Annotated in this window: 23 protein-coding genes; 9 read left to right on the top strand and 14 right to left on the bottom strand. The window is 70.0% G+C overall.

Going from position 1 to position 24,194, the window contains the following annotated elements; genetic code table 11:
• Positions 1-12: 12 nt before the first annotated feature.
• A complete protein-coding gene (locus ABZS66_RS33725) occupies positions 13-693 on the bottom strand; it encodes an ABC transporter permease (protein ID WP_354764841.1) in 681 nt (226 codons plus the stop codon).
• A gap of 2 nt (positions 694-695) precedes the next feature.
• Here ABZS66_RS33725 and ABZS66_RS33720 point away from each other — a divergent pair, with 2 nt between their 5' ends.
• Entirely contained in the window at positions 696-1,685 is a 990-nt protein-coding gene (locus ABZS66_RS33720) for an ABC transporter ATP-binding protein (protein WP_354764839.1), read from the top strand.
• A 66-nt stretch (positions 1,686-1,751) separates the two neighbouring features.
• On the opposite strand, the gene ABZS66_RS33715 is transcribed toward ABZS66_RS33720, so the two are convergent.
• The 7 genes from ABZS66_RS33715 to folP all read right to left on the bottom strand — a co-directional run bounded on the left by ABZS66_RS33715 (position 1,752) and on the right by folP (position 6,360).
• A complete protein-coding gene (locus ABZS66_RS33715; protein ID WP_354764837.1) occupies positions 1,752-2,225 on the bottom strand; it encodes a hypothetical protein in 474 nt (157 codons plus the stop codon).
• 49 nt (positions 2,226-2,274) lie between these two features.
• Positions 2,275-2,565, bottom strand: a complete 291-nt coding sequence (locus ABZS66_RS33710) for a hypothetical protein (RefSeq protein WP_354764835.1) — start codon at positions 2,563-2,565, stop codon at positions 2,275-2,277.
• Positions 2,566-2,595: 30 nt separating this feature from the next.
• Complete coding sequence (locus ABZS66_RS33705) at positions 2,596-3,957, bottom strand: ABC transporter permease (protein ID WP_354764833.1); 1,362 nt, start codon at positions 3,955-3,957, stop codon at positions 2,596-2,598.
• A gap of 119 nt (positions 3,958-4,076) precedes the next feature.
• Positions 4,077-4,586: a DUF3180 domain-containing protein gene (locus ABZS66_RS33700; RefSeq protein WP_354764831.1), complete on the bottom strand. Its 510-nt coding sequence runs from the start codon at positions 4,584-4,586 to the stop codon at positions 4,077-4,079.
• Between the two features lie 66 nt (positions 4,587-4,652).
• Positions 4,653-5,174: a 2-amino-4-hydroxy-6-hydroxymethyldihydropteridine diphosphokinase gene (gene folK, locus ABZS66_RS33695; RefSeq protein WP_354764829.1), complete on the bottom strand. Its 522-nt coding sequence runs from the start codon at positions 5,172-5,174 to the stop codon at positions 4,653-4,655.
• Positions 5,171-5,530, bottom strand: coding sequence for a dihydroneopterin aldolase (gene folB, locus ABZS66_RS33690; protein ID WP_354764868.1), 360 nt, complete (start codon positions 5,528-5,530; stop codon positions 5,171-5,173). The genes folK and folB overlap by 4 nt, the downstream gene beginning before the upstream one ends.
• 2 nt (positions 5,531-5,532) lie before the next feature.
• Entirely contained in the window at positions 5,533-6,360 is an 828-nt protein-coding gene (gene folP, locus ABZS66_RS33685) for a dihydropteroate synthase (protein ID WP_354764866.1), read from the bottom strand.
• 319 nt (positions 6,361-6,679) lie between these two features.
• Here folP and ABZS66_RS33680 point away from each other — a divergent pair, with 319 nt between their 5' ends.
• Genes ABZS66_RS33680 through ABZS66_RS33650 form a run of 7 tightly spaced genes read left to right on the top strand, consistent with a single transcriptional unit; the run spans position 6,680 to position 14,895 of the window.
• Complete coding sequence (locus tag ABZS66_RS33680) at positions 6,680-7,000, top strand: hypothetical protein (protein ID WP_354764827.1); 321 nt, start codon at positions 6,680-6,682, stop codon at positions 6,998-7,000.
• A 6-nt stretch (positions 7,001-7,006) separates the two neighbouring features.
• On the top strand, positions 7,007-7,381 hold the full coding sequence (locus ABZS66_RS33675; RefSeq protein WP_354764825.1) for a hypothetical protein: 375 nt from the start codon (positions 7,007-7,009) through the stop codon (positions 7,379-7,381).
• Positions 7,378-10,638 carry an ATP-binding protein gene (locus ABZS66_RS33670; protein WP_354764823.1) on the top strand — a complete coding sequence of 1,087 codons (3,261 nt, stop codon included), beginning with the start codon at positions 7,378-7,380 and terminating at the stop codon, positions 10,636-10,638. The genes ABZS66_RS33675 and ABZS66_RS33670 overlap by 4 nt, the downstream gene beginning before the upstream one ends.
• Before the next feature lie 41 nt (positions 10,639-10,679).
• The gene (locus ABZS66_RS33665) at positions 10,680-12,590 is read left to right on the top strand and encodes an MFS transporter (RefSeq protein WP_354764865.1); all 1,911 of its coding nucleotides are present in this window, start codon (positions 10,680-10,682) and stop codon (positions 12,588-12,590) included.
• Between the two features lie 6 nt (positions 12,591-12,596).
• A complete protein-coding gene (locus ABZS66_RS33660) occupies positions 12,597-13,136 on the top strand; it encodes a hypothetical protein (protein WP_354764822.1) in 540 nt (179 codons plus the stop codon).
• Positions 13,133-14,275 (top strand): M23 family metallopeptidase, encoded by a 1,143-nt coding sequence (locus ABZS66_RS33655; RefSeq protein WP_354764820.1) that lies wholly within the window; start codon positions 13,133-13,135, stop codon positions 14,273-14,275. The genes ABZS66_RS33660 and ABZS66_RS33655 overlap by 4 nt, the downstream gene beginning before the upstream one ends.
• Positions 14,272-14,895 (top strand): hypothetical protein, encoded by a 624-nt coding sequence (locus tag ABZS66_RS33650; protein ID WP_354764818.1) that lies wholly within the window; start codon positions 14,272-14,274, stop codon positions 14,893-14,895. The genes ABZS66_RS33655 and ABZS66_RS33650 overlap by 4 nt, the downstream gene beginning before the upstream one ends.
• On the opposite strand, the gene ABZS66_RS33645 is transcribed toward ABZS66_RS33650, so the two are convergent.
• Positions 14,896-15,336, bottom strand: a complete 441-nt coding sequence (locus tag ABZS66_RS33645; protein WP_354764816.1) for a hypothetical protein — start codon at positions 15,334-15,336, stop codon at positions 14,896-14,898.
• A 631-nt stretch (positions 15,337-15,967) separates the two neighbouring features.
• Here ABZS66_RS33645 and ABZS66_RS33640 point away from each other — a divergent pair.
• Positions 15,968-17,932, top strand: coding sequence for a hypothetical protein (locus ABZS66_RS33640; RefSeq protein ID WP_354764814.1), 1,965 nt, complete (start codon positions 15,968-15,970; stop codon positions 17,930-17,932).
• Positions 17,933-17,938: 6 nt separating this feature from the next.
• Here ABZS66_RS33640 and folE read toward each other — a convergent pair whose 3' ends face one another.
• The 5 genes from folE to tilS form a co-directional block, all read right to left on the bottom strand.
• Positions 17,939-18,565: a GTP cyclohydrolase I FolE gene (folE, locus tag ABZS66_RS33635; protein ID WP_354764863.1), complete on the bottom strand. Its 627-nt coding sequence runs from the start codon at positions 18,563-18,565 to the stop codon at positions 17,939-17,941.
• Positions 18,566-18,627: 62 nt separating this feature from the next.
• Complete coding sequence (ftsH, locus tag ABZS66_RS33630; RefSeq protein ID WP_354764812.1) at positions 18,628-20,628, bottom strand: ATP-dependent zinc metalloprotease FtsH; 2,001 nt, start codon at positions 20,626-20,628, stop codon at positions 18,628-18,630.
• Between the two features lie 200 nt (positions 20,629-20,828).
• Positions 20,829-21,404 carry a hypoxanthine phosphoribosyltransferase gene (gene hpt / locus ABZS66_RS33625; protein ID WP_354764810.1) on the bottom strand — a complete coding sequence of 192 codons (576 nt, stop codon included), beginning with the start codon at positions 21,402-21,404 and terminating at the stop codon, positions 20,829-20,831.
• 57 nt (positions 21,405-21,461) lie between these two features.
• On the bottom strand, positions 21,462-23,072 hold the full coding sequence (locus ABZS66_RS33620; protein ID WP_354764808.1) for a gamma-glutamyltransferase family protein: 1,611 nt from the start codon (positions 23,070-23,072) through the stop codon (positions 21,462-21,464).
• A gap of 54 nt (positions 23,073-23,126) precedes the next feature.
• Entirely contained in the window at positions 23,127-24,101 is a 975-nt protein-coding gene (tilS, locus tag ABZS66_RS33615) for a tRNA lysidine(34) synthetase TilS (RefSeq protein WP_354764806.1), read from the bottom strand.
• Between the last annotated feature and the right edge of the window lie 93 nt (positions 24,102-24,194).

Genomic DNA, 24,194 nt, shown 5'->3' with positions numbered 1-24,194 from the left:
CGCTGATGGTGTTCACGCGCGGCTCCTCGTCCACGGCGTCAGCAGCCGGCTGAGGCCGATCAGCAGCAGGTCGAACACGAGGGCGAGCGCGACGCACAGCAGGGCCGCGGTCGCGATCTGGGCCTTGTAGTAGTTGTTGCGGAAGCCGCTGAGGATCAGCCCGCCGAGCCCGCCCTGCGAGCCGACGATCGCGCCAACCGTGACCAACGCCACTGTCGAGACCGTCGCCAGGCGCAGCCCGGTGAGGATGCCCGGCAGCGCGAGCGGCAGCTCCACCCGCACCAGCCGGGCGAACCGGCTGTAGCCCATCGCAGTCGCGGCTTCCCGCACGTCACCGGGGACCTGGAGCAGGCCCGTGAGCGCGTTGCGGATGAGGATGATCAGCGCGTACAGCACCAGCGCCACGATGACCGGGCTGCGCCCGGTGCCCAGGAACGGAGCCAGGAAGGCGAGCAGGGCCAGGGACGGAATCGTGTAAAGCACGCCGGCTGATGTCAGAATCGGCGTGGCGAGCGGGCGCACCCAGTACGCCAGCACCGCCAGCGGAATCGCGATCGCCACCGCGATCGCGACCGACCAGACGGTGATGACGACGTGGTCGACGAGCGCGTCCTGGATGGTCTCGAGGTTGTCCCGCACGTAGGACCACGAGAACCACGGGTTGCCGGCCGCACCGCGAGCCAGGAAGGACATGCGTGGACCGTACCGCGAACCCCGGCGCGGCGCCGATCTCCCTCGATCGGCTCCGGAAGGTGTACCCGGACGGCACCGTCGCCGTCGACGAGCTCAGCCTCGACGTCGAGGGCGGCGAGGTGACCGTGCTCATCGGCCCCTCCGGCTGCGGCAAGTCGACGGTGCTGCGGATGGTGAACCGGCTGATCGAGCCGTCGGGCGGGCGCGTGCTCGTCGACGGCGAGGACGTGACGGACGCCGACCCGGTGCGGCTGCGCCGGACCATCGGCTACGTGATCCAGAACGTCGGGCTCTTCCCGCACCAGACCGTCCGGGCCAACGTCGGCACCGTGCCGCGCATGCTGGGCTGGGACAAGGCGCGCATCGCGGCCCGCACCGACGAGCTGCTGGAGCTGGTCGGGCTGGAGCCGGGCCGCTACGCGAAGCGGTATCCGCACGAGCTGTCCGGCGGGCAGCGGCAGCGGGTCGGGTTCGCCCGGGCGCTCGCGGCCGACCCCGTGGTACTGCTGATGGACGAGCCGTTCTCGGCGGTCGACCCGATCAACCGGGGGCGGCTCCAGGACGAGTTCCGCCGGCTGCACCAGGCCGTCCGCAAGACCACGATCCTGGTCACGCACGACCTGCAGGAGGCCGTCAAGCTGGGCGACCGGATCGCGGTGCTGTCGGATCACGCTCATCTGGAGCAGTACGCGACGCCCGCCGAGCTGCTGGCCAAGCCGGCGAACGAGTTCGTGGAGCGGTTCGTGGGCGAGGACCGCGGCATCATGCGGCTGTCGGTGACCCCGATCCCGCGCGACGGGCTGCGCCCGGTCGGCGAGGCCGGTGAGGGCGCCCCGACCGTGGCGGTGACGGCGACGCTGCGGGAGTCCTTCGGCGCGATGCTGGCCGCGGGGCACGGCGCGGTGGTCGTGGTCGACGGCGGCTCCCCGCTGGGGGCGCTGACCGCGGCGGACGTACAGGTGGCGCTGGCGGCCGTGGATCCGGCGGCCTGAACCCCGGTCCCCAGGGCGATGTGGGGTACGGCGCCCTGGGGTGCTCCGGGGTTTGCCACGGTGGTGCTACGGGCGGCGGCCCGCCATGGTGGCCAGGCCGATGATCCAGCCGACGATCAGCCCGTAGGCGGCGCCTCCGGTCGCGGCGACGACGGCGGAGCCGAACGACGCGTTGGCCAGAATGAACGCGGTGAGCATGGCGGCGAGCGCCGCCGCGAAGATGTAGGCGGCCCAGCCGGTCAGGATCGCCGAGATGGTGCCGCGCGCGCTGGCGAGCTGCGCGCCGGCGAGCAGTGTGATGAACAGCGCCGTGAAGACGACCAGGAGGATCGCCTTGAGGTCGGCGGCGAGCAGGTCGCGCACCGACGCGTCGGTGTCGAAGCTCCAGGCCGGCCAGGCCAGGGTCTCCAGGAAGATTCCCCGGTTGCCTTCCTGGACCCAGTCCACGTACCACGGGCTGCCGAAGATCAGCACCAGCAGGAAGGCCACCAGTGTGCCGGCGCCTGTCGCGGTGCGGTAGCGCGATCGTCTGATTGCCATGCCGGGATTAGGCCCGGCGGACGAAAAATCTAAACAGACGCAGGTGAAGCTATGAATGCGACATCAGGTAGTCGATGAACGCGGCCCGGATCAGCGGCTCGGACTCGCCGTATTCGTGGTCGTCGTCGGTCGCCTCGCGCCACAGCGCCACCACGTCGTCGATCGTCGCGTCGAGCGAGCCCAGCCAGCCGTCCTGGGTCTCGCCGTTGCTGGTGGTGACGTGGCTGAACAGGTCCCAGAAGAACTTCACGTCCCGCCGCTTTCGGGCCAGGGCGAAGGCCCGCTCCCGCAGCTCCTCCGTGGACAGCGCGTCGAACTCGGCCAGGCGGGTGTCGTTCATGAACATCAGCCTAGCGCCTGCCGCGGGGGCCTACCGGGTCCCCCAGCGCTCCTCGACGCCCCAGCCGTCGTCGGTGGTGCGGGCCGGCAGCTGGCTGGTCCAGCCGCTGGTGCGCGAGGCCGGCGACCAGTCTTCGTCGGGGGCCGGGCCGGTCACCGAGCTCGGCGGGACCCAGGCGTCCTCGTCGACCGTCTCGGCGGACGTGCGCGGCCGGCCGAACGTTTCCACCAGGCGGGTGACGACCAGGCCGATGGCGATCGCGACGCCCGCGACGGCGAGCGGGGCGATGTTCCAGTCCTCGGCGGTCGAGTAGTGGAACAGCAGCACGATCGCGGTGGCGGCGAGCATTGTGCCGAAGACGCCACCGCGCCGGCCGTAGGCGGAGGTGCCGCCGAGCAGCGCGGCCCCGAGGGCCAGGCCGCTCATCGCCAGCCCGGCCGCGGCCATGCCGTTCTCGGTGGTGGCGATCTCGCGGACGTCGAGCGCGGTGAGCACGCCGGCGGCGGCCGCGAGCAGCGCGGAGCCGGCGATGGAGAGGCCGGCGATGGAGGCGGCGCCTCCGCCGCGGCGGCGGGCCGGGTCGTGGACCGGGCGGAACCGGCCGACCGAGCGGCGCAGCGGCCGGATCAGGCCCAGCGCGGCGCCACCGACGGCGATGACCGCCACCCCGATCAGCCACCAGAGGGCCTTGTCGTGGGGGTCGTAGGCGCCGTTGACGACCGTCTCGTTGCTCTGGTCGGCGATCCATGCCATGAGGGCGAGCGCGACGCCCAGGCTGGCCGCCCAGCCGGGCACGTGGAAGCCGACGACCAGCACGGCGATGACCACGCCGACGCCCAGCGCGATGAGCGCGGTGATGCTGGCGGTCATGAGCAGCCCGCGGTCGGAGTTGTCGGCGAAGAACAGCGACGACGCGTAGGCGATCGGGCCGACGGCCAGGTTGACCGCGCCCGCGCGCAGGGTCAGGCCCACCGCGACGGCGACCAGGCCGAGCTCGGCGATGCCGAGGAACAGCGACTCGAGCTCGGCGCCGCGCAGCGCGTCGGGACGCGCGTCGCGCAAGAGGTACAACAGGGAAGCCGTCGCCAGCAGCAGGACCATCTCCCACAGCGCGTGGACGGCCATCCGGTCCCGGCCGGGCTCCCCGTGCTCCGGGTCGTCGAAGACGTCGTCGAGCTGGGCCGGGCTGGGTGTGCCACGCCGGCCGAGCCCGAGGGTGCTCTCGGTCGGTGGCACGCTGTAGTCGGGCGACACCGGGTAGGCACCGGGCGTGTACACGGACTGGTTCGACACGCCGAGCGTCGGCGCGTCCTCCGGCACACCGCCGGAGCGGAAATCTGGCTCCTCCCGGAACCCGGGCTCGCCGCGGAACCGCGAGTCGTCGTACGCCATCGCGCGCGCCTCCTGCTCACCGACCGGTACGGGTCGCACAGTAACCGCGGATGGTGACCAGCGACAGCCCCTTGGCGAGGAAGACGACAGTGTTGTTACGCCCGTCGATCCATAGGGCGTCACGCGACCTGGTCGTCCTCCGCGCGGTCGAGCGGGTCCTGGCGGCCCGGTCGGGGCTGCTCACCGTCGCGCGGACCGGGTGGGACGCGGCACGCGCGCTCGAGCCAGAGGGCCGCCGCGACGAGCACGATCGAGGCGGCGACGCCGAGCAGCGCCTGGGGCAGGTTCTCGGAAACCTTGGCCAGGACGCCACGCTGCGTGAGCAGCCAGGTGGACATACCGATGTAAACCCCGCCGAACAGGGCAGCGACCAGGGCCGAGGCCTTGCCGAGCACCGCGTACCGGGCGGTGACCAGCGGGTTCAGCGGGCCGGCGCCCTCCTTGCGCAGGATCCGGGCGCGCGTGGAGTACGCCTCGAAGCCCTCGAAGATCGCCAGGCCGATCAGCGTGAGCGGGGGCAGCCACGGCAGCGTGGGCATGCTGTTCCAGAAGTTGCTGATCACGATCCAGGACAGCGCGGTCATGGCGAGCGCCGCGATGGCGAGCGTTGCCGCCCTGGTCGGCTCCATCCGGCCCTTCGGACCGTTCGCGTTGGGATCGGCAGGCGGCGGCGTGGCCATCGTCTTCGCTCCAGATCAGGATTCGATGTGGATGTCTTCGCGCGGTCGCAGGTCGGCGACGTCATCGGCGACCGGGGCGCCGCGCAGCAGGTCGGTGAGCCAGCCGTGACCCGGCAGCTGCCCGTACGGCTCGATGTCGAGCCACGGCCGGAGTACGAAGGCCCTCAGGTGGGCCCTCGGATGCGGCAGGGTCAGCTCCGGGTCGTCGGCGGTCACCGGCTGCCCGTCGGCGTCCCAGACGGCGATCACGTCAACGTCAAGGGTACGCGGGCCGAACTGGCGGGCCGGATCCCGGACGCGACCGGCGGCGTCCTCCAGCCGGCGGCAGGCCGCCAGCCAGTCCTTCGGGGCGGCCGCGGGGTCCTCGGCCAGCACGACGGCGTTGAGGTAGTGCGGCTGGTCCGGATCACCCCACGGCGGCGTCTCGTACACCCCGGACACCACGCGGACCGCGTCGCCGAGGCCGGCCAGGGCACCGCGGAGGTGGCCCTCCCGGTCGCCGAGGTTGCTGCCGAGCGACAGCACGGCCCGGCTCACGGACGGGACCGGTGGATCGTGACGGCGACGTCGGCGAACTGGAGCGGGATCGGGGCCTGGGGCTTGTGCACGGTCACGATGGCCGTTTGTACCCGGCCGTCGGCGAGGCACACGTCGGCGAGCCGCTGGGCCAGGGTCTCGATCAGGTCGACGGGCTCGCCGGCGACCACCGCCGCGAGCCCTTCGGCCAGCTCACCGTAGTGAACGGTGTCGGCGACGTCGTCGGAGGCGGCGGCCGGGGCGAGGTCGAGCTCCAGGACCACGTCGATCACGAAGTCCTGCCCGTCGCGGCGCTCGAAGTCGAAGACGCCGTGGTGGCCCCGGACGGTCAGCCCGGTCAGCGAGATCCGGTCCATGGTCACGCCGCGGCCCTCGTGGCCTGCCAGACCCGGATCGCGTCCACGTTGCCCTGGACGTCGTGGACCCGCACGCCCCAGGCGCCGGCGGCGACAGAGAGCACGGTGGTCGCCACCGTGGCCGCCTCGCGCTCCGCGGTCGGGCGCGGGGTGCCGTCGGCGCCGGCGAGCAGCCGGCCCAGGTGGGACTTGCGGCTGGAGCCGACCAGGACGGGGTACCCCAGGCCGACCAGGTCGGGCAGGTGGGCGGCGAGGCGCCAGGTGTGCTCCGGGGCCTTGGCGAAGCCGAGGCCGGGGTCGAGGACCAGCCGGTCGGGCGACACCCCGGCGGCGACCGCCGCGTCGACGCGCTCCAGCAGCTCCGCGGCGACCTCCTTGACCACGTCGGCGTAGACCGCCAGGTCGGCCATCCGGCGCGAGTGGCCCCGCCAGTGCATGAGCACCCAGGGGCAGCCGGCGTCGGCGACGACCCGGGCCATGTCGGGGTCGGCGAGGCCGCCCGACACGTCGTTCACGATCGCCGCCCCGGCGTCGAGCGCGGCCGCGGCGACCGCCGCGCGCGTCGTGTCGATGCTCATCGTCACACCTTCACCCGCCAGTGCGACGATCACAGGTAGTACACGGGAGGCCTCTGTCTCCGCATCGACCCGATCGGCGCCGGGCCGGGTGCTCTCGCCCCCGATGTCGATCACGTCGGCGCCCTCGTCGCGCATCTGGAGCGCGTGCGCGACGGCCGCGTCCAGGTCGGCGTAGCGGCCCCCGTCGCTGAAGCTGTCGGGGGTCACGTTGAGCACGCCCATGACCACCGGGGAGGGACGTCGCAGCAGCATCACTTGAATGAAGGTACTCAACTCAATCGGGGTGCTCCGGGGCGACCTGCGGGGTCGCGGACGGTACGCCTCAACCGTCACACTGTGCACACTGACCCCGAGTCGGTCAGCTTGTTGGACAGCGGGCCGCAACGTACTCTCTGCAAGTGAACGTTATTCGGACCGTTAAACCCGACAATGGGCAATTACCAGGGCAAACGCCCGGATAAGGTTCCGCCGGAGAGCGACACAGCAGCCGGGGTCGTACCACCGGGTCGTCTTTTCGGCGAGGCTTAACGCGCGGCGAGCAACGCGCCCGTCGCGCCTCCGGGGAGGTCTGATGATGTTGTTGGAGATCGGCCAGGCGATGTGGGGCGACGCCGCACGCGCTGTGGATGCGATCGCCTACGCGCCGACACCGACGCCGGCGCCGGCGCCGAAGGAGATCAACACCGACGGCATCCTGAACTTCTTCGCGACCAAGATCGTCCCGATCCTGCTCGCGGCGCTCGGCGTGATCTTCATCGGCCGCGCCAGCAAGGGCGAGGTGTCCCGAGTCCTCACCAGCTCGGCGATCGCGATCATCGGGCTGGCCTTCGTGGCCGGCGCCGCCTCGCTGTTCTTCTTCGGTGGATCACTCGTCGACCTGCTCTTCAAGTAGGCCTGCATGCGGCTGCGGACAGACGACGACATCTACCGGGCCCGCCTGGTCTACCTGGGCCCGCCCGGTTACACCCTGCCGATTCAGTTGCCGTACGCACAGTACGGGGTGTTCGTGCTGGTCGTCCTGCTGTTCGTGCTGATCCGTTTCATGGTCACCGGGCACGTCGACTTCTTCCCGGCGTACGAGATCGCGCTCGCCATCGTCGCGACGTCGCTGATCTTCCGGTACGTGGACCCCGACCGCCCGGCGCGGATGGTCGTCCGCACGGCACTGACCGACTGGCGTCACACGCGGGAGCCGAGCAGCGAGCAGCGCGATGCGCGCCTGCTCGCGACCCGGATCCGCATCCGCCCGGAACTCACCGGTGATCTCGCATGAGCAATAACCCGCCGCATCACAACGGCGGCTACGCCGACCGGCCCGACCTCGACGACGACGCTGCGCAGTCAACCGATTACGATGGCGGCCTACGCGCCGTGGCCGAGGGCGGTCGCGTGGCGATGTTCCGCGGCACCGGCAGCAACGGCACCGTCCGGGGCGGGCGCCCGGCCGACGTCGACTCGCCGTTCCTGGGGCTGTTCGACGAGCGCACCGGCGCGCCGGTCGAGCGGCCGATCTCCGGTGTGCCCATCTCCGCGGCGCCCGCCTCCGGGCCGCCCCGCGCGCCCGAGGACCTGCGGGCGCCGAAGCGCATCGCGCCGCCGCGGGCACCGATCGCGGACGGCATGCGGACCAACGGCACCGGCTCCCGGCCGGCGCTCGGTGCCGGCCCGGCCAGGCCGTCCGTGTCGTCCGGGCCTGCCGGGACCGCCGGGCCGGCTGCTTCGGCCGCCCCCGAGCGGGCCGTCCGGCAGCCTTCGCGGCCCGTGGGGCGGACCACTGAGGACCGTCGCCAAGCGGGCGGCACGCCCGGTACACCTGCCAAGAACGTCCGCTCCGCACCGGGACGGGAACTCGTCCCGCCCGCTCGCCGCACCCCGCCGCCGCCCCGGCCCCCGCGAATGCAGCCGCCGCCCCCCGCGCGCGGCAAGAAGACGCCGATCGACCGGGTGGACAAGCCGAAGTACAAGGACCGCTCGGCCGCCGTCGACCTGGCGATCACCGAGATCGCCGGGCATCTGACGTTCACGCCGAACACGGTGACGGCGTGGTACTGGCTGCCCGAGGTGCGCTGGGCGTTCCGGCCCGACGCCGAGCGCGAGGCGCTGCTGTCGGCGATCTCCGAGCAGTACGCGGGCCTGGCCGGGTTCCGGCTGCACCTGCGGCGCACCACCCGGCCGTTCCCGGCCGACCAGTGGGCGCGCGTGGTCGACGGCAACACGCCGCACCCGCTGCCCTCGGTGCCGCGCGCCTCGTCGTGGTCGGACCACCTGGTGGCCGCGCAGAAGCACCTGCTGTCGATCAACCACGCCGAGGGTCAGACGTATCTCGGGATCGCCTTCGCCCGCCGCACGCTGGGCGACACGTTCATGGAGCGGATCGGCTCGCTGTTCAAGCGGGGCGTGGCCGATGCCGAGCGGCGCCGCATGGCCCGCACCGTCGAGCAGTTCGACGAGGTGCTCGGCGCCTTCGGCATGCGCGGCCGGCGGGTCACCGCGTTCGAGCTGGAGTGGTTGCTGTACCGCTCGGTCGCGCTCGGCATGTCCCCGCCCGCCGGGATCACCACCCTCGACGGCGGATGGGAACGCGGCGACATGCTCGCGCTGACCGAGCAGATCGAGCGCTACCGCACGCCCTACGGCTCGACCGTGAAGCTGGTCAACCGCAGCACCGGCGAGGAGCGGCACGTCGCCGTCCTCACCGTCGGCCGCATGGAGCCGCTGGAGATCCCCGAGCGGCACGAGCCGTGGCTGCACTTCCACGAGCGACTGCCGTGGCCGATGGAGATCTCGTCGCGGATCGACATCCTCGGCCCGGGCGACTCGTTCCGCAATCTCGAGCACCGGCTCCGCCTCATCCGCTCTCAGCAGGCCGACTACTCCGAGCACGGCATCGACGCGCCGCCCGAACTCGAGCGCCTGGCCAAGCGGGCCCTCACCATCGGCGACGAGATCAGCACCGGCCTGCCCGTCGACTCGTCCCGCGCGCACGGCTGGCACCGGGTCGCGGTCAGCGGGCGCACCCGCGAGGAGTGCCTGGAGCGGGCCCGCCGGGTCACCCAGATGTACTCGCGCGAGATGCGGCTCGCCCTGCAGCACCCGAAGAACCAGGACTGGCTGGCCCGCGAGTTCATCCCCGGCGAGCCGCTGGCGAACACCGGCTACGTCCGGCGGATGCCCGTGAAGCTGTTCGCGGCCGCCCTGCCGCAGGCCGCCTCCACCGTCGGTGACCGCCGTGGCGATCTCATCGGCCGTACCGCCGGCACCTCCCGTCGCCCGGTCTTCCTCGACCTGCACTTCCCGATGGAGGTGCGCGAGCGGTCGGGCCTGGCCGTCTTCGTCGCCGAGCCCGGCGGTGGCAAGTCGACCCTCATGGGCGCGCTCGGCTACCTGGCGTCCCGCCGCGGCGTCCAGGTCACGCTGCTCGACCCGTCCGGCCCGCTGGCCCGCCTGTGCGCGATGCCGGAGCTGGCGCCCTTCTCCCGGGTGCTCAACCTGACCGGCTCCGAGCAGGGCACCCTGGCCCCGTATGCGCTCATCCCGACCCCGCAGCGCGGCCACTACGCCGCCGGCCCGGCCGGCGACCGCGAGTTCGAGATCGCCGTCTCCAACGCGCGCGCCGAGCGCCGCATGCTGGTCCAGGACATCTGCATGATGCTGGTCCCGCCCCAGGTGGCCCGCGAGGCGTCCACCGCCACCATGCTCCGCCACGCCGTCCGGCAGGTCCCCGCCGAGGAGTCCTCCACCCTCGAGGACGTCATCCGCGCCCTCCGCGACACCGGCGACCACGAGGCGCTCGAGCTCGGCAACCTGCTCCTCGACACCGCCGAGATGCCCCTCGCCATGCTGTTCTTCGGCTCCCCACCCGCGCACCTGCTCGGCGCCGACGCGGCCCTCACGGTCATCACCATGGCCGGCCTGCGCCTGCCCGACCTGAAGATCGAGCGCGAATACTGGTCGGCCGAAGAAGCCCTCGCCCTGCCCATGCTGCACACCGCCCACCGGCTCGCCGTCCGGCGCTGCTACGGCGGCGACATGTCGCAGCGCAAGCTCGTGGGCCTGGACGAGGCCCACTTCATGGAGGGCTGGCGCTCCGGCCGGTCGTTCCTGGTCCGCCTGGCCCGCGACTCCCGCAAGTGGAACCTGGCCGCGCTCGTCGCTTCCCAGAACCCCAAGGACATCCTCGGCCTGGACGTGCAGAACCTGGTCTCCACCGTCTTCGTCGGCCGCATCGCCGAGGACTCCGAGATCGCCGCCGAGGCCCTTCGCCTCCTGCGCGTCCCGACCGACGTGGGCTACGAGCAGACCCTGGCCGCGCTGTCCCAGGTGGACACCGCGTCCTCAGCCCGGCTGGGCTTCCGAGAGTTCGTGATGCGGGACGTCGACGGCCGCGTGCAGAAGATCCGAGTCGACGTCTCCTACGTCCAGGACCTGCTCCGCTACCTGGACACAACACCGGGGGGTGTACCGTCCGGCGGCACCGTCGGCGGCGAGGTCGTGGACATCCACGACGACGACCCGGAGGACGATCGGTGAGACGCTCGCCCGTGTACGCGGCCGTGATCATCGTGACGGCGATGGCCACGCTGTTCGGCGGGTTCGCAAACCCTTCCACTGCAGCCCCTCTCCCACAGGCTCCTGGCGACCCGCTGTGCACGGTCGAGGAGTGGCGGGTCCCGACGAACTTCCAGAACTGCGCGAATCGGCTGCAGGTGGATGTTCAGTCCCGGATCAGCTGCTTGGACGCCCCAACCCCAAGCGCACCCGACTCAGGCATGGCTGGTTGGTTCGCCCAGGAACCACCAGAAGATCGCGGCTCGCGAATTCTTCACACGTACAGCGAGTACGGCTACGCAGGATACGATTTCGCAACTTACGATCTCAAATGCGCTCCGGTCGTGACGAACCCAAGCGCCGAGTTCGAAAACACCGTCGCCAACGGTGAATTCCTTCTCGCAACCTCGATCACAGGCGCATCCAACGCACTTCGAGAGCGCGCCTGGGACCCGTCGTACATGTGGGGATGGGCGGATCCGCTTGTCGAAACTGCCACCAAAGCAGTCTACGACAAGGTGTTCACCGTATTCGGCGCCATTACCCTCGCCGTCGTCGGCCTCTATCTCCTATGGCGCTCGAGACAGTCGGATCTCTCAAACGCCGTGACAACCGCCGGCTGGGCCATCTTCGTTATGGTTCTGGTCACTGCCATCGCATACTGGCCTAAATGGTCAGCAAGCTTGGCGGATCAAACCCTAATTAGGAGCCTTGGCGTTATTCACAGCGCAGTTGGCCCGCCTGACGAAAGCATCCCCGCCGACCAGTGTCGAAATCTGGACCCGACTGCATGTGTCGACACCCGACCTCCCGCCGTACGAGCCAGTGACACCGTTGTAGAAGGCCTCCTTTATCAGAATTGGCTTCGAGGGACGCTGGGGTCGGCGGATAGCGAAACCGCCAGGAAGTACGGTCCAGCCCTCTACGACGCAAAGTCTTTCAGCTGGGAAGAGATCCAGCGCATACGCACCGCAGAACAGCGAGCACAGAAGGCCGAAGAGGACCGAATCCGCCTAAACCAGCCCGGTCCGCCAATCGAGTCCAACGAACGCAAAGTCTTGACCGAACAAAAACAACAACGTTGGATGCGAATCGCGGAACAGATCCGAAGAGAAGACCCTGAAGCCTACGAACACCTCCAGGGTAGCCGGGGGATGGATCGAATCGGCGCAGGATTCCTTGCAATCTTGTCAGCGCTACTCTTCGCCCTGTTTGACATCACTGCATCAATCCTTGTTATCCTCGGGTTTCTCATTTTCAGGTGGGCTGTAATTGCGGCACCCATCCTCGGCACCATCGGACTTCTGCGCCCAGCCAACGCTGGGCTCCGACGTCTCGGTAATGCGGTTCTCGCGGCAATCTTCAACATCGTAATATTCGGAACCGGGTCGGCAATCTACTTGTTTGCAGTGACGCTTATTCTCGGCACTGCCTCAATTGCGGGCTGGTTGAAAGTGGTACTCATCTGGCTCACCGGGGTTGTTGGGTGGCTTCTGTTGCGGCCCTATCGGCGCATTACACAGCTTGGGGGCAAGGACTCCACTCGGGCGATCACCTCAGCCGGTAGTTGGCATCGGCTCTTCCTGCGGGATGTTCGGCAGGCCGCGGCCTTGAAGATTGTTGATGCTGGCGGGACCAATGAGCCCAAGAGTGCTCGTGGGAAAGAGTCCGTGCAGACGCAGGTTCGGCCGGAGTCGCGAACTGAGGACTCCGTCGTTGTTGGGATCGGCGGTGGTGGGCAGGAATCCGGCGGGCGGCCTGAGACTGGTGGGGCGCAGCCGCGGCAGCGGCGGCAGCGGGACCCTGTCTGGGAAGAGGCTAACGTGCCCGCCGAGAATGCCCCCTCGTACTCGATCTATCGGCCGGATTCTGATCGGACCAGCCGGGATCGGGCGCCTGCGCGACGGCCGGAGTCGGCCAGTTTGCCGGGGTGACGGACGATGCGGACGGTCCTGCGCCTGCTTGGTACGCGATATGGCATCGCGTTGGTGCTGGTGGTCGTGGTCGTCGCCGTCGTCGGGTTTGGGCGGACCGTCTTTCAGGATCGCGAATCACGGTCGGGCAATGATGCGTTCGGGCCGACCGTCGCGCCTGTTGAAACTACGCCCGATCCGTACAACTCGCTCGGAGACGACAGTGTTGTCGAGCCCAGCGCCGCTCCATCCTTGAGCAAAGGTGCGGCTGATGCCAGTACCGTGGCAACCCGATTTGCCAATGCGTGGCTGCGCAAACCTGGGCAGACCGGGGAACAATGGCGGGCTGGGTTAAAGCCTGACGCCTCGACGGATCTCATGGCCGAGCTCACCGAGACGGATCCGAGCGATGTGCCGGCTTCGAAGATCACCGGGTCGGCCGTGTTGGAGAACTTCGGGGCGGATACTTGGGCGCGCTTTCCGGCGGATGGCGGGACCATCGTTCTCGGACTGCAGGTCATCAGCGGACGGTGGCAGGTCACGTCGCTCGACTGGGAGGCAGCGTGAGCGATCCGGAGGCCATGGAGGGCCTGGAGGGTGGCGAACGGCGAAGGATCCGCCCTGCGTTGCTGGTAGCGCTCGCCACTGTGCTCATCCTGGTGTGCTGCGGCGGCGGGGTGGTATCGCTCTTTATGGATGCTGCGGACAAGACGGTCGACTATGCCGCCGGGTGCGGCAACGGGCAGTTGGTGGACGCAGCCGCGGAGCTGCCGTCGCATCGGTCGTACAACCAGGAGCAGGTACGCAACGCCGCGATCATCGTGCGGGTCGGGCAGGACATGAAGGTGCCGCCGCGGGGATGGGTCGTCGCGGTTGCCACCGCTATGCAGGAATCGAATCTGAAGAACCTGCCGCACCTCGGGTCACGCAACGACCACGACTCGCTCGGACTGTTCCAGCAGCGCCCGAGCACCGGATGGGGTACGCCGGAGCAAATCATGGATCCGCAGTACGCCTCCCGGAAATTCTATGAAAAGCTGGTCACGATTCCGGGCTGGGAAACGATGGCACTGACGAGGGCCGCCCAGCGGGTGCAGCGCAGTGCGTACCCCAATGCGTACGCGAAGCACGAAGAGGCCGCGACGACGGTCGTGAATTCATTGACCGGTGGCGCTGGACGGGCTGTCGGCAATCAACTGCAGATGCAATGCGCCGTCGCCGGGCAGGTGGCCGCTTCTGGCTGGACCGCGCCGGTCAAGGGCAAAGTCGGCTCCGGTTACCGGACCGCGTCGCGGCCGGACCACCAGGGCGTCGACCTCATCGTCCCGAAAGGCACGCTCATTCGCGCCGCCGCCGCTGGCATCGTCATCAAGGCCCGCTGCAATGCGGTGGCGCCAAACGGGTCGGACTGGGGCTGCTGGCGCGACGGATCGCCGTCGGTTCGCGGTTGCGGTTGGTACGTCGACATTCGGCATGCGAATGGGGTCATTACGCGGTACTGCCACATGGTGAAACAACCGAGTGTGGTGGTCGGCCAGAGCGTGGCGCCGGGGCAAGAGATCGGATTCTCCGGCTCGACCGGGCACTCGTCCGGCCCGCATGTGCATTTCGAGACACACATCAACAACGATTCGAGCAAGAACGGCGCTGTGGATCCCGTTCAGTTCATGCAGCGCATGGGCGCGCCGCTGGGAATCGAGCCGTGACCGATTTCTCGCCGGACGACCTGCCGGACTGGGACCTTCTCGCCGGCGGCGTTGAGCGCGTTCCGGCGGGAATTGAGTTCGTACCGGCTGGGAGTGTGCGCGAGTTGCGCGGGCGACGCGCGGTCATCGGCGTGCCTGGGGTGGGCTGGCGTCGGGATATCAGGGCCGACAACCCTGTGGTTCAGGCGAGCCGGACGTATGTTCCGGTATTGCCGGAGCAGGAATGGTATCGAGCCGAAGCGGAACAGACCGAGGTTTTTGCACCTCTTGTACCGCTGGAGCGTGTTTGGGTTGAACGGACTTCGCCGACGGTTCGGCCGCCTGATGACGTAGATCTTGTTTCTCGGCTGGTTTCACTCGATACGCCGTCTGCGCGGCCGCCTCGGCGGGTCCGGGATGTTGTCGGCGTTACTGGGTTACGGGTGGTTCGGGTACCTGGGCCTGATGACAAGGCTGGACGGGACGAACGGGATCTGCGAGCGGTCACTGAGCCGTACAACTCGGCTGAGGGGGATATCTGCGTGCGGGTTTGCCGAGAAGTGGAGTGGTATCGGTGGGGGTGGAGCGGGCAGATCCCGAAGACTATGGAGGTACCTATCCACCTGTTGTGGGTTGAATAGCTACGAAACCCTCAGTGCATTGCAGATCAGCCAACTCTTATCGTATCTAAGTTCAAAATTCCACTCCTGTCGAGAAGTCGTTTTGCGGCCATCAGCCTCAGGAACAACAAAATTGAGAATGGCCCGAACGTCAGCATCATCACCATGAACGGACACGTCGAAGCTCGCCGGCGTGATGGTCACGGAAGCCGAGAACCTGGCTTCCAATGCCTTGGCATCATTTAGTGCCTGCTCCAGGGCGACCAAATCTGCAGATGAGCACTCGAAGAGCTTCGCGCGGGGTTCATCTCTCGTATTGAACTTTACTTCAATGTACTGCTCAAGCACTCCCTCAGGGGTGCTTCGGTCAGGAGTGGTGGCTTTGTCATATAGAACATAGGCAGTCAGCGAGCCAGCCAAGCAGACCAGCGCCGATATGCTCACGATCGCGAGCAGAACCATCCTCCGGGTGTTGGAGGGTGGTCTCGGCGGAGTCGTTGGACGAGGCTCTCGCGGCATCCGTCCGAGAGGGACGTCTTTGCCGATGATCTCGCCTTCGAGGACTTCATCACCGCTCTGACGCGATCGCGGGATCGAACGTGACTGATCGATCCCGGGGTCGTGCGGCTTCGAGGGCTCCACGCCTCAGAGGCTATCGGCCTCACGCCGGTCCGGTACATTCCCACACCGGTCCCCGCTGCCCGCCCTTGCTAGCCCATCCAAGACGGGTTGCTGCCGACCATGCTCGGCCCGCCAAGTTCTGCACGAGGACGACAAACCGTGATGAGCCGCCAGCGATCCTGCAAACGGCAGTAGGCGAGGGCTTTCACCTGCGCGAACGTCAGAGGCCCAGTGTGGTTGCTGACTGTGTCTCGCGTCTGCGTTACCGTTCCCGCATCTGGCTTGGCAGGGAAGGGGTACGGTGGCACGCCTTCGGGCACGGATCGAGCGGGCGGCTGCGCAGCATCGGCATACCGCTGCGCTGGTAGCCGCCGCTGGGCCGATCCTGGACGCCTACTCCCCTACCGCAGCGCCCGCCGAACAGTATGCCGAGCAGCACGATCTTGCCGCCAGTCTGCGGTCCGATGCTGCCATGCTCGCGCCCGGGTGGCTCGGGGCGCAGCTCGACGCGCTTACGCCCGCCACACCGCTCGGGGGGCCGCTGCCGCCGACCTTTGTCCGGGTCGGGCAGGGGCATCCGCTCGACGACGCGCGGTTTCCCGTCATCGTGCCGCTGCTGCGCGCCGGGCACATCGCCGTCGATGCCGATGCTCGGGATGATCGGGTGGCCGGGCTGCTGCGGAGTCTCGTCGTGCGGCTGCTCGCCTCGTCGCCGCCCGGGTCGGTGCGGATCAGGGCCGTGGACGCCGAGGGGGCCACGTTCGGGTGGTTCACCGGCATCGAGGCGATCATGCCGCCGCCCGTCACCGATGCTGACGGGCTGCGGGCCGTGCTCGACGAAGGGGAGCGGTGGCTGGCCGCTCGGACCGACGGGCCGGGGCCGACGCTGCTCATCGTCATCGCCTCGCTGCCCGAGCTGACCGAGGGGCGCGACCTCGCCCGGATCGCCGGGCTCGCGCACGCCGGGCCGGCCGGGCGGCTCCACCTGATCGCAGCGGGGTGGCCGCCGCCCCCGCTGACCGCGGAGACCACGCAGGCGCCGCTGCCACACGCGACCCAGATCGCGATCCGCAATCCCCACGCGTGGGTCGGCGACCCACCCGGCACCACCTTCTCCGGCACGGGCATCGGGCCGGCGAGACTCAATGCTCCGGTGTACCTCGATGCCGACCCACCGGCCGAACTGGTACGGCAGGTGTGTGCCCAGCTCAGCGGGCCGTGGACGGCGCCGCCCACCGCGGTCGGCGAGCCCAGCCGCGCCGCCTGGCTGGAGTACGTGGGGGCCGCGCAGCGCCTCGACGCCGTCCGGCGCGAGGTCATCGCGGTCGTGGCCGAGCACAAGGCCGCCTTGAAGTCCGCGAAGGACGATCTGGCCGCGATCCGGGCGAAGCTTGCGCAACACCAGGCCTTCCTCACCGACATCGCGAGCGAGGCCGGCGGCCGGCCCATCGATTACACCCCGTCCTGGCAGGAGATTCAGGCCGCGCACGCGGCGCTGACCGGTCCCCCGCGGCCTCCGGTGCGGCCCCGGGGCGTCCCGATGGCGCCGCCCCCGCCGCCGATGAGCGGCATCCCGCAGGGCACCTGGCCGCAGGGCCGCGGCCCGGTCAACGCACCGCCGATCAGCGCGCCGCCGCTGCCCCCGGGCACCCCGGCCGTGCCCAGGGTCTCCGCACCGCCCCACACCGGCGCCATCCTGACCGGCGGCGGCCAGCACACGGGCGTACTGCCGGGCGCCGCGCCACGGCACGCCGCGCCCACCAGCGGCATCCCGAGAAGCGGCATCCCCGGAAGCGGCGGACCGGGAAGCGGTATCCCAGGCAGCCAGGCCGCCCCGCGCCACGCAGCACCCCACTCGGCCCCGCCACACCCGACATCCGCCCTGCCCGGCACGTCACCCGCAAACGCCATGACCCACACAACCGGCAGCATCCCCCGCGTGCCGGTCAGCGGTGCGCCGCCCCGCCTACCCGTCAGCGGCATGCCCTCCCCCGCCGGGGCAGGAGCCGTCGGCACCGGCGTAGTGAGCCCTGTGAGCGCCCCAGCGCCCGAATCGGTACCCGGAAGGACATCGACTGCCCTCCGCGTCGCCGCAGCCGGTCTGAAGCAGTCTCAGGCCGCCCTCGCCGCCCCCGGCCGCCAGGCGGCGTCGACCCGGCGGATCTGGCTCAACGCCGCGGTCTACTTCGGATTCGCGCTGCTGGCCGCGATCGTGCAGATCCCGACCCTGCTCGCCGGCGAGCGCTTCAGCGAGATCAGCATCATCGCGCTCCCCTGTGCGCTGGTACTGCCGGCCATCGCCTTCGGCCTCGGCTGGCTCACGATCGGCGCGATGACCAGGCGCACGACGTCGCGGACACCGGTTCTGGGCCTGGTGATCAGCCTGCTGGCGCTGATCCCGCTGCTGGTGTTCGGCGGCGTGCTGCTCCTGGGATAGAGCCGGTCAGCCGCGCAGGATCAGGCCCATCGCCTCGGCGCGCGACTTCGCGTCGTCGCGAAGCAGGCCGCGGACCGCCGACGTGATCGTGCGCGAGCCGCCCTTCTGGATGCCCCGCATCGACATGCAGAGGTGCTCGCACTCGATCACGACGATGACGCCACGCGGGTTGAGCTGCGACATCAGCAGGTCGGCGATCTGCGACGTGAGCCGCTCCTGCACCTGCGGCCGCCGCGCATACACCTCGACCAGCCGGGCCAGCTTCGACAGCCCGGTGATCCGGCCGTCGTGCCCCGGGATGTACCCGATGTGCGCCACCCCGTGGAACGGCAGCAGGTGGTGCTCGCACATCGACATGACCTCGATGTCGCGCACGAGGACGAGCTCCTCGTGGTCGGCCTCGAACGACGTGAGCAGCACCTGGGCCGGGTCGACCCGCAGGCCGGCGAACAGCTCCGCGTAGGCGCGGGCCACCCGGGCCGGCGTCTTGCGCAGGCCATCGCGGTCGGGGTCCTCGCCGACGGCGATCAGGATCTCGCGGACGGCGTCCTCGATCCGCTTCAGGTCGACGTTGCGCTCGACCTCGACGCCGCCGAGCTTGCCGCTGACCAGGCGGGCGGCGACATGGTCCAGTTCAGCACCGAGCCCGGCGCCAAGTACATCTTCGGCGTCGGGCTCGGTGCTGCTGATCTCGCTCAGCGGTTGCCGTCCGGGCTGTCGCCGCCGCTCACGATGCGAACGGCGTCGGCGTCGCCGGTGAGGCTGACCGGCTGGGTGACCTCGGAGCCGTTCGCGCCCTGCTCGCCGCGACGGCGGCGGCCGTTGCCGCTGAACGGCGCCATCGGCGGCCGCTTGACCACGCGGGCGCAGATGCGGGCCATGTCGTTCTGGGAGATGGTCTCCTTCTCCATCAGCTCGTCGACGATGTTGTCGAGGACGTCCCGGTACTCGACCAGGATCTCCCAGGCCTCGTCGTGCGCGATCTCGATCAGCGAGCGCATCTCGGCGTCGATCTCGGCGGCGACCTTCTCGGAGTAGTCGCGCTCGTGGCCCATGGTGCGGCCGAGGAACGGCTCGCCCTCGCCGGTGCCGTACTTGACGGCGCCCAGCTTGGCGCTCATGCCGTACTCCGTGATCATCGCGCGGGCGAGCGCGGTCGCCTTCTCGATGTCGTTGCCGGCACCCGTGGTCGGCTCGTGGAACACCAGCTCCTCGGCGGCGCGGCCGCCCAGCGCGTAGGCGAGCGTGTCGATCATCTCGGAGCGGGTCTGCGTGTACTTGTCCTCGGTCGGCAGCACCAGCGTGTGCCCGAGCGAGCGGCCGCGGGACAGGATGGTCACCTTGTGGACCGGCGCCGAGTGGGGCAGCGCCCAGGCAACCAGCGCGTGGCCGCCCTCGTGGTACGCGGTGACCTTCTTCTCGTGCTCGCTCATGACCCGCGTGCGGCGCTCCGGGCCGGCGATGACCCGGTCGATGGCCTCTTCGAGGTAGTCGTTGGTGATCGCGCGCTTGTCGTTGCGCGCGGCCAGCAGCGCCGACTCGTTGATGACGTTGGCCAGGTCGGCACCCGTGAAGCCGGGCGTGCGGCGGGCGACCGAGTCGAGGTCGACGTCGGGCGTGAACGGCTTGCCCTTGGCGTGGACCCGCAGGATCGCCTTGCGGCCCTCCATGTCGGGCCGGTCGACGGCGATCTGCCGGTCGAAGCGGCCGGGGCGCAGCAGCGCGGGGTCGAGGATGTCAGGCCGGTTGGTGGCCGCGATCAGGATGACGCCGCCCTTGGTGTCGAAGCCGTCCATCTCGACGAGCAGCTGGTTGAGCGTCTGCTCGCGCTCGTCGTGACCGCCGCCCATGCCGGCGCCGCGGTGGCGGCCGACGGCGTCGATCTCGTCGACGAAGACGATGGCGGGCGCGTTGGCCTTGGCCTGCTCGAACAGGTCACGGACCCGGGAGGCACCGACACCGACGAACATCTCGACGAAGTCCGAACCGGAGATCGAGTAGAACGGCACACCGGCCTCGCCGGCGACCGCGCGGGCCAGCAGCGTCTTACCGGTGCCGGGCGGGCCGTAGAGCAGAACGCCCTTCGGGATCTTCGCGCCGAGCGCCTGGTACTTCGCCGGGGCCTGGAGGAAGTCCTTGATCTCGTGGAGCTCCTCGACGGCCTCGTCCGAGCCGGCGACGTCGGCGAACGTCGTCTTGGGCGTGTCCTTGGAGATGAGCTTCGCCTTGGACTTGCCGAAGTTGAGCACGCGCGAGCCGCCGCCCTGCATCTGCGACATGAACAGCAGCAACAGCACAACAAGCACCGCGATGGGCAACAGGTTGATCAGCAGGCTGATGAAGATGTTGTCCTGCGTGACGTTGACGTTGTAGTCCTGGAGCTTGCCGTCCGCCTTCAGCCGGGCGAGCTCGTTCTGCAGTTCGTCGGCGCTCTGGGCGGAGAACTGGCCCTGAATCTTGTTCGTATCGGTGCCCTTGACCTTGACCTTTTCCTTCAGGTCAAGGTTGATCGTCTGTTCCTTGTCCTGGATCACCGCCTTGGTGGCCTGACCGGCCTGCAGTTTCTCCATGACGAACGACGTGTCCGCCTTCGTGTAGCTCGGGCCGGACGTGAAGAAGGAACTCAGCACGATGGCACCGATGATCACCAGGAGGATCCAGACCACCGGCCGCCGGAACAAACGGGTACGTTCCATGTTGTCGTCGGGCGCACGCGGCGCCCGGCCCCTCCATCCGTAAGGCCGTCAACCGCGCCGGACCCACTGTGCCGACGCGATGTCGAGAAGCGTCCGCGAAGACGCTCGCGACCATTTGACGGTACACCGTGGCACCGACAGTCGCGGATCGGCGTCGGGCCGGTAAGAGGGGCTCTCAGCAGACTCTCAGCAAAAGCAGGTCAGCCGCGCCCGTACACGGAGGGTTTGAGCACTCCGACAAACGGCAGGTCGCGATAGCGCTCCCCGTAGTCCAAGCCGTATCCGACCACGAACTCACTGGGAATGTCGAATCCGACATACCGCACAGGAATGGACACGCGCAGGGCGTCGGGCTTGCGCAGGAGCGCTACGACGTCCACCTTCGCCGCCGAGCGGCTCTCGAGGTACTTCAGCAGCCAGGAGAGCGTGAGCCCGGAGTCGACGATGTCCTCCACGACGATCACGTGCCGCCCGGCGATGTCCTGGTCCAGGTCCTTGAGGATCCGCACCACGCCCGAAGAGGTCGTGCCCTGCCCGTACGACGAGACGGCCATGAACTCGAGCTCCACCGGCGGCCCGATCCGCCCGAGCGCCCGGGCGAAGTCCGCCATGAACATGACGGCGCCCTTCAGGACCCCCACCAGCAGCACGGACTCGGCATCGGCGTAGTCGGCGGCGACCTGCTTGGCGAGGTCTGCCGTCTTCTCCCGGATCTGCTCCTCGGTGACGATGACGTGGTCAATGTCGGACGAATGCCAGGTGGTGCCGTCGGCCATGCTGCCTAGCGTGCCGTATCGGCGGAGCCGGATCGACGCCGGGGCGCCAGATGTGTCCTAATACCCAAGCGCGGCGCCGTCGGCCCGCGGCTCCGAGCCGGCCACGTATCCGACATCCGTGCGCCAGATCGCCTGTCCGTAGCCGAACGAACCCGGAGCGTCGACGACGGTGGCCTCGTGGCCGCGCCGCCGTAGGCCCTCCACCTCACCGGCCAGGCCCGGCTCGACCTGCACCTGCTTGCCCGTGTGCCAGTACCAGCGCGGCCGGTCGAGGGCGGCCTGCGGGTCCAGCCGGTCGTCGACGGTCGACAGCACCACCTGGAGGTGGCCCTGGGGTTGCATGTGGCCACCCATCACGCCGAACGGCCCGACCGGCGCGCCGCCCCGCGTCAGGAAGCCCGGGATGATCGTGTGGAACGGCCGTTTGCCGGGCGCGACCACGTTCACGTGATCCGCGTCCAGCGCGAAGCCGGCGCCGCGGTTCTGCAGCGAGAAGCCGGTGCCGGGGACCACGACGTGGGAGCCGAACCCCATGTAGTTGGACTGGATCAGGCTGACCATGCGCCCGTCGGCGTCGGCGGTGCACAGATAGACCGTGCCGCCCCGCTGCGGCTGCCCGGCCGGGTGCTCGCCGGCCTGTTCGCCGATCATGCCCCGGCGGATGCCGAGGTACCGCGGGTCGAGCAGCTCCGGCACCGGGTGGAACGCGGGGTCGGCCACGTGCGCGTGCGCGTCGGCGAACCCGAGCTTGACCGCCTCGATCCGCTGGTGCAGGTCCGCCGTCCCGTCGAGCCCGTCGAGCAGGCCCAGCGCGATCAGCGCCGCGATGCCCTGCCCGTTCGGCGGCAGCTCCCAGACCTCGTGGCCGCGGTACGCGATGGAAATAGGGTCGACCCAGGTCGAAGCGTGACCGGTGAGGTCGGCCTCCCTGAGCAGGCCGCCGGTGCGCTCGGCGTGTGCCACGAGGGCCTCGGCCAGCTCTCCCGAATAGAAAGAGGAGGCAGTTGTACCGCTGATCGAGCGCAACGTGCGCGCGGCGTCCGGGTTGCGGAATCGCTCACCCACTCGTGGCGCACGGCCACCAGGCGTGAAGACACGGGACCACTCGGTGAACTCCGGGCCGTCGAGCGCCGCGTGCACGACGTCGGCGGCGCGGCCCCAGTGGTGCGCGACCAGGGGCGAGACGGGGTAGCCGTGCTCGGCGTAGGCGATCGCGTCCCCGAAGAGGTCGGCGAAGGGCAGGTTGCCGAAGCGTTCGTGCAGGTCACGCCAGCCGGCCGGGGCGCCGGGGACGGTCACGGGCAGCCAGCCGCGGGCCGGCATGACCTGCGCGGCGGTCGCCTGCGTGCCGCCGAGCGCGCCCGTGGCCCGGGCCTTCGGCTCGCGTTCCAGGACGAGGTCGCGCGTGAGCAGGGCCGGCGAGCGGCCGGACGCGTTCAGGCCGTGCAGTCGGGAACCGTCCCAGACCAGGGCGAACAGGTCGCTGCCGATGTCGTTCGAGCCGGGCTGGACGATCGTGAGCGCGACGGCCGTGGCGATCGCGGCATCGACCGCGTTCCCGCCGCGGCGCAGCACGGCGAGCCCGGCCGAGGCGGCCAACGGCTGGCTGGTGGCCACGACGCCGCGGGGAGCGAACACGGCCTGGCGCGGGTGGGCATCTTTCGACACCGAATGATCTTAGGTGTACCGCCGGCACTGCGCATCCGCAGCCGTCAATGCAGCTCAGTGCCGGTGCAGCAGGCGGCCCTCCGACCGCGCGACGCTGATGCCGCCGGGCAGGGCGACCGGTCCCTGGCCGCGCCAGTCGGTGACGAGCGCGTCGAGGGCGGCCACGTGCCGATGCGAGAGCAGGCCGCCGGGCACGCCGAGGCGGCGCACCCAGGCGTGCAGGACGCGGGTGCGCACCGGGCCGGGCAGTCGCTCCAGCTCGGCGACCAAAAGCGCGGCCGGGCCGTCGAGTGCCTTCTCCAGCGCATCGGCGGCCAGTTCGTCGAGATACCCCGTGTCGGCCGCCACCAGCCGCGCCGTGCGGGCGAGGTTGTCGACGACCCGGGCGCCCAGGGCGTCGACGAGGGGGCGCAGGCGCGAGCGGGCATACGCGGGGTCGCTGTTGTGCGGGTCCTCCCACCAGGTCAGGGCGTCGGCCTCGCAGGCCAGCCGGGTGTCGGCCCGGCCGACGTCGAGCAGCGGGCGCACGAACGTCACGCCGTGCCACTCCCGGCGTTCCGGCATGCCCGCCAGGCCCCGCGGCCCGGATCCGCGGGTGAGGGCGAGCAGCACCGTCTCGGCCTGGTCGTCGCGGGTGTGGCCGAGCAGCACGAGCGCCGCCCGGTGGGCCTTGGCCGAGGCGACCAGCGCCGCGTACCGCGCGTCGCGCGCCGACGCCTCCGGCCCGCCCGGGCCGGACACCGTCACGCTCCGCACGTCCACGGGCGCGAACTCCCGCTCGCGCGCCCACCCGGCCAGCCGCGCCGCGCGGTCGGCCGAGCCGTCCTGCAGCCCGTGGTCGACGGTCACCAGCCCGCAGCGGACGTGCATCCGCTGCGTCACGAACCGCGCCGCGACCGCCAGCGCCAGCGAGTCGGCCCCGCCGGAGCAGGCGACGAGCACGACCTCACCCGGCTCGAGCCGCGGCTCGCCGAGGCTTCGCCGGACGGCGTTGCGCACGGCCGCCACCGCGGGCGCCAACGCGGCCATCCCGGTCGGCCGGGGTCAGCCGGTGCCGGCCGGCTTGTCCGGCCGCTCGCCGTCTCCGGCCTCACTGTCGGAGGCGTGGCCGGCCTGCGCCGA

Source organism: Dactylosporangium sp. NPDC005572 (assembly GCF_040605515.1).
Classification (GTDB): domain Bacteria; phylum Actinomycetota; class Actinomycetes; order Mycobacteriales; family Micromonosporaceae; genus Dactylosporangium.
Note: the sequence above shows the minus strand (reverse complement) of the source record. Positions and strands in the feature narration are given on the sequence as shown.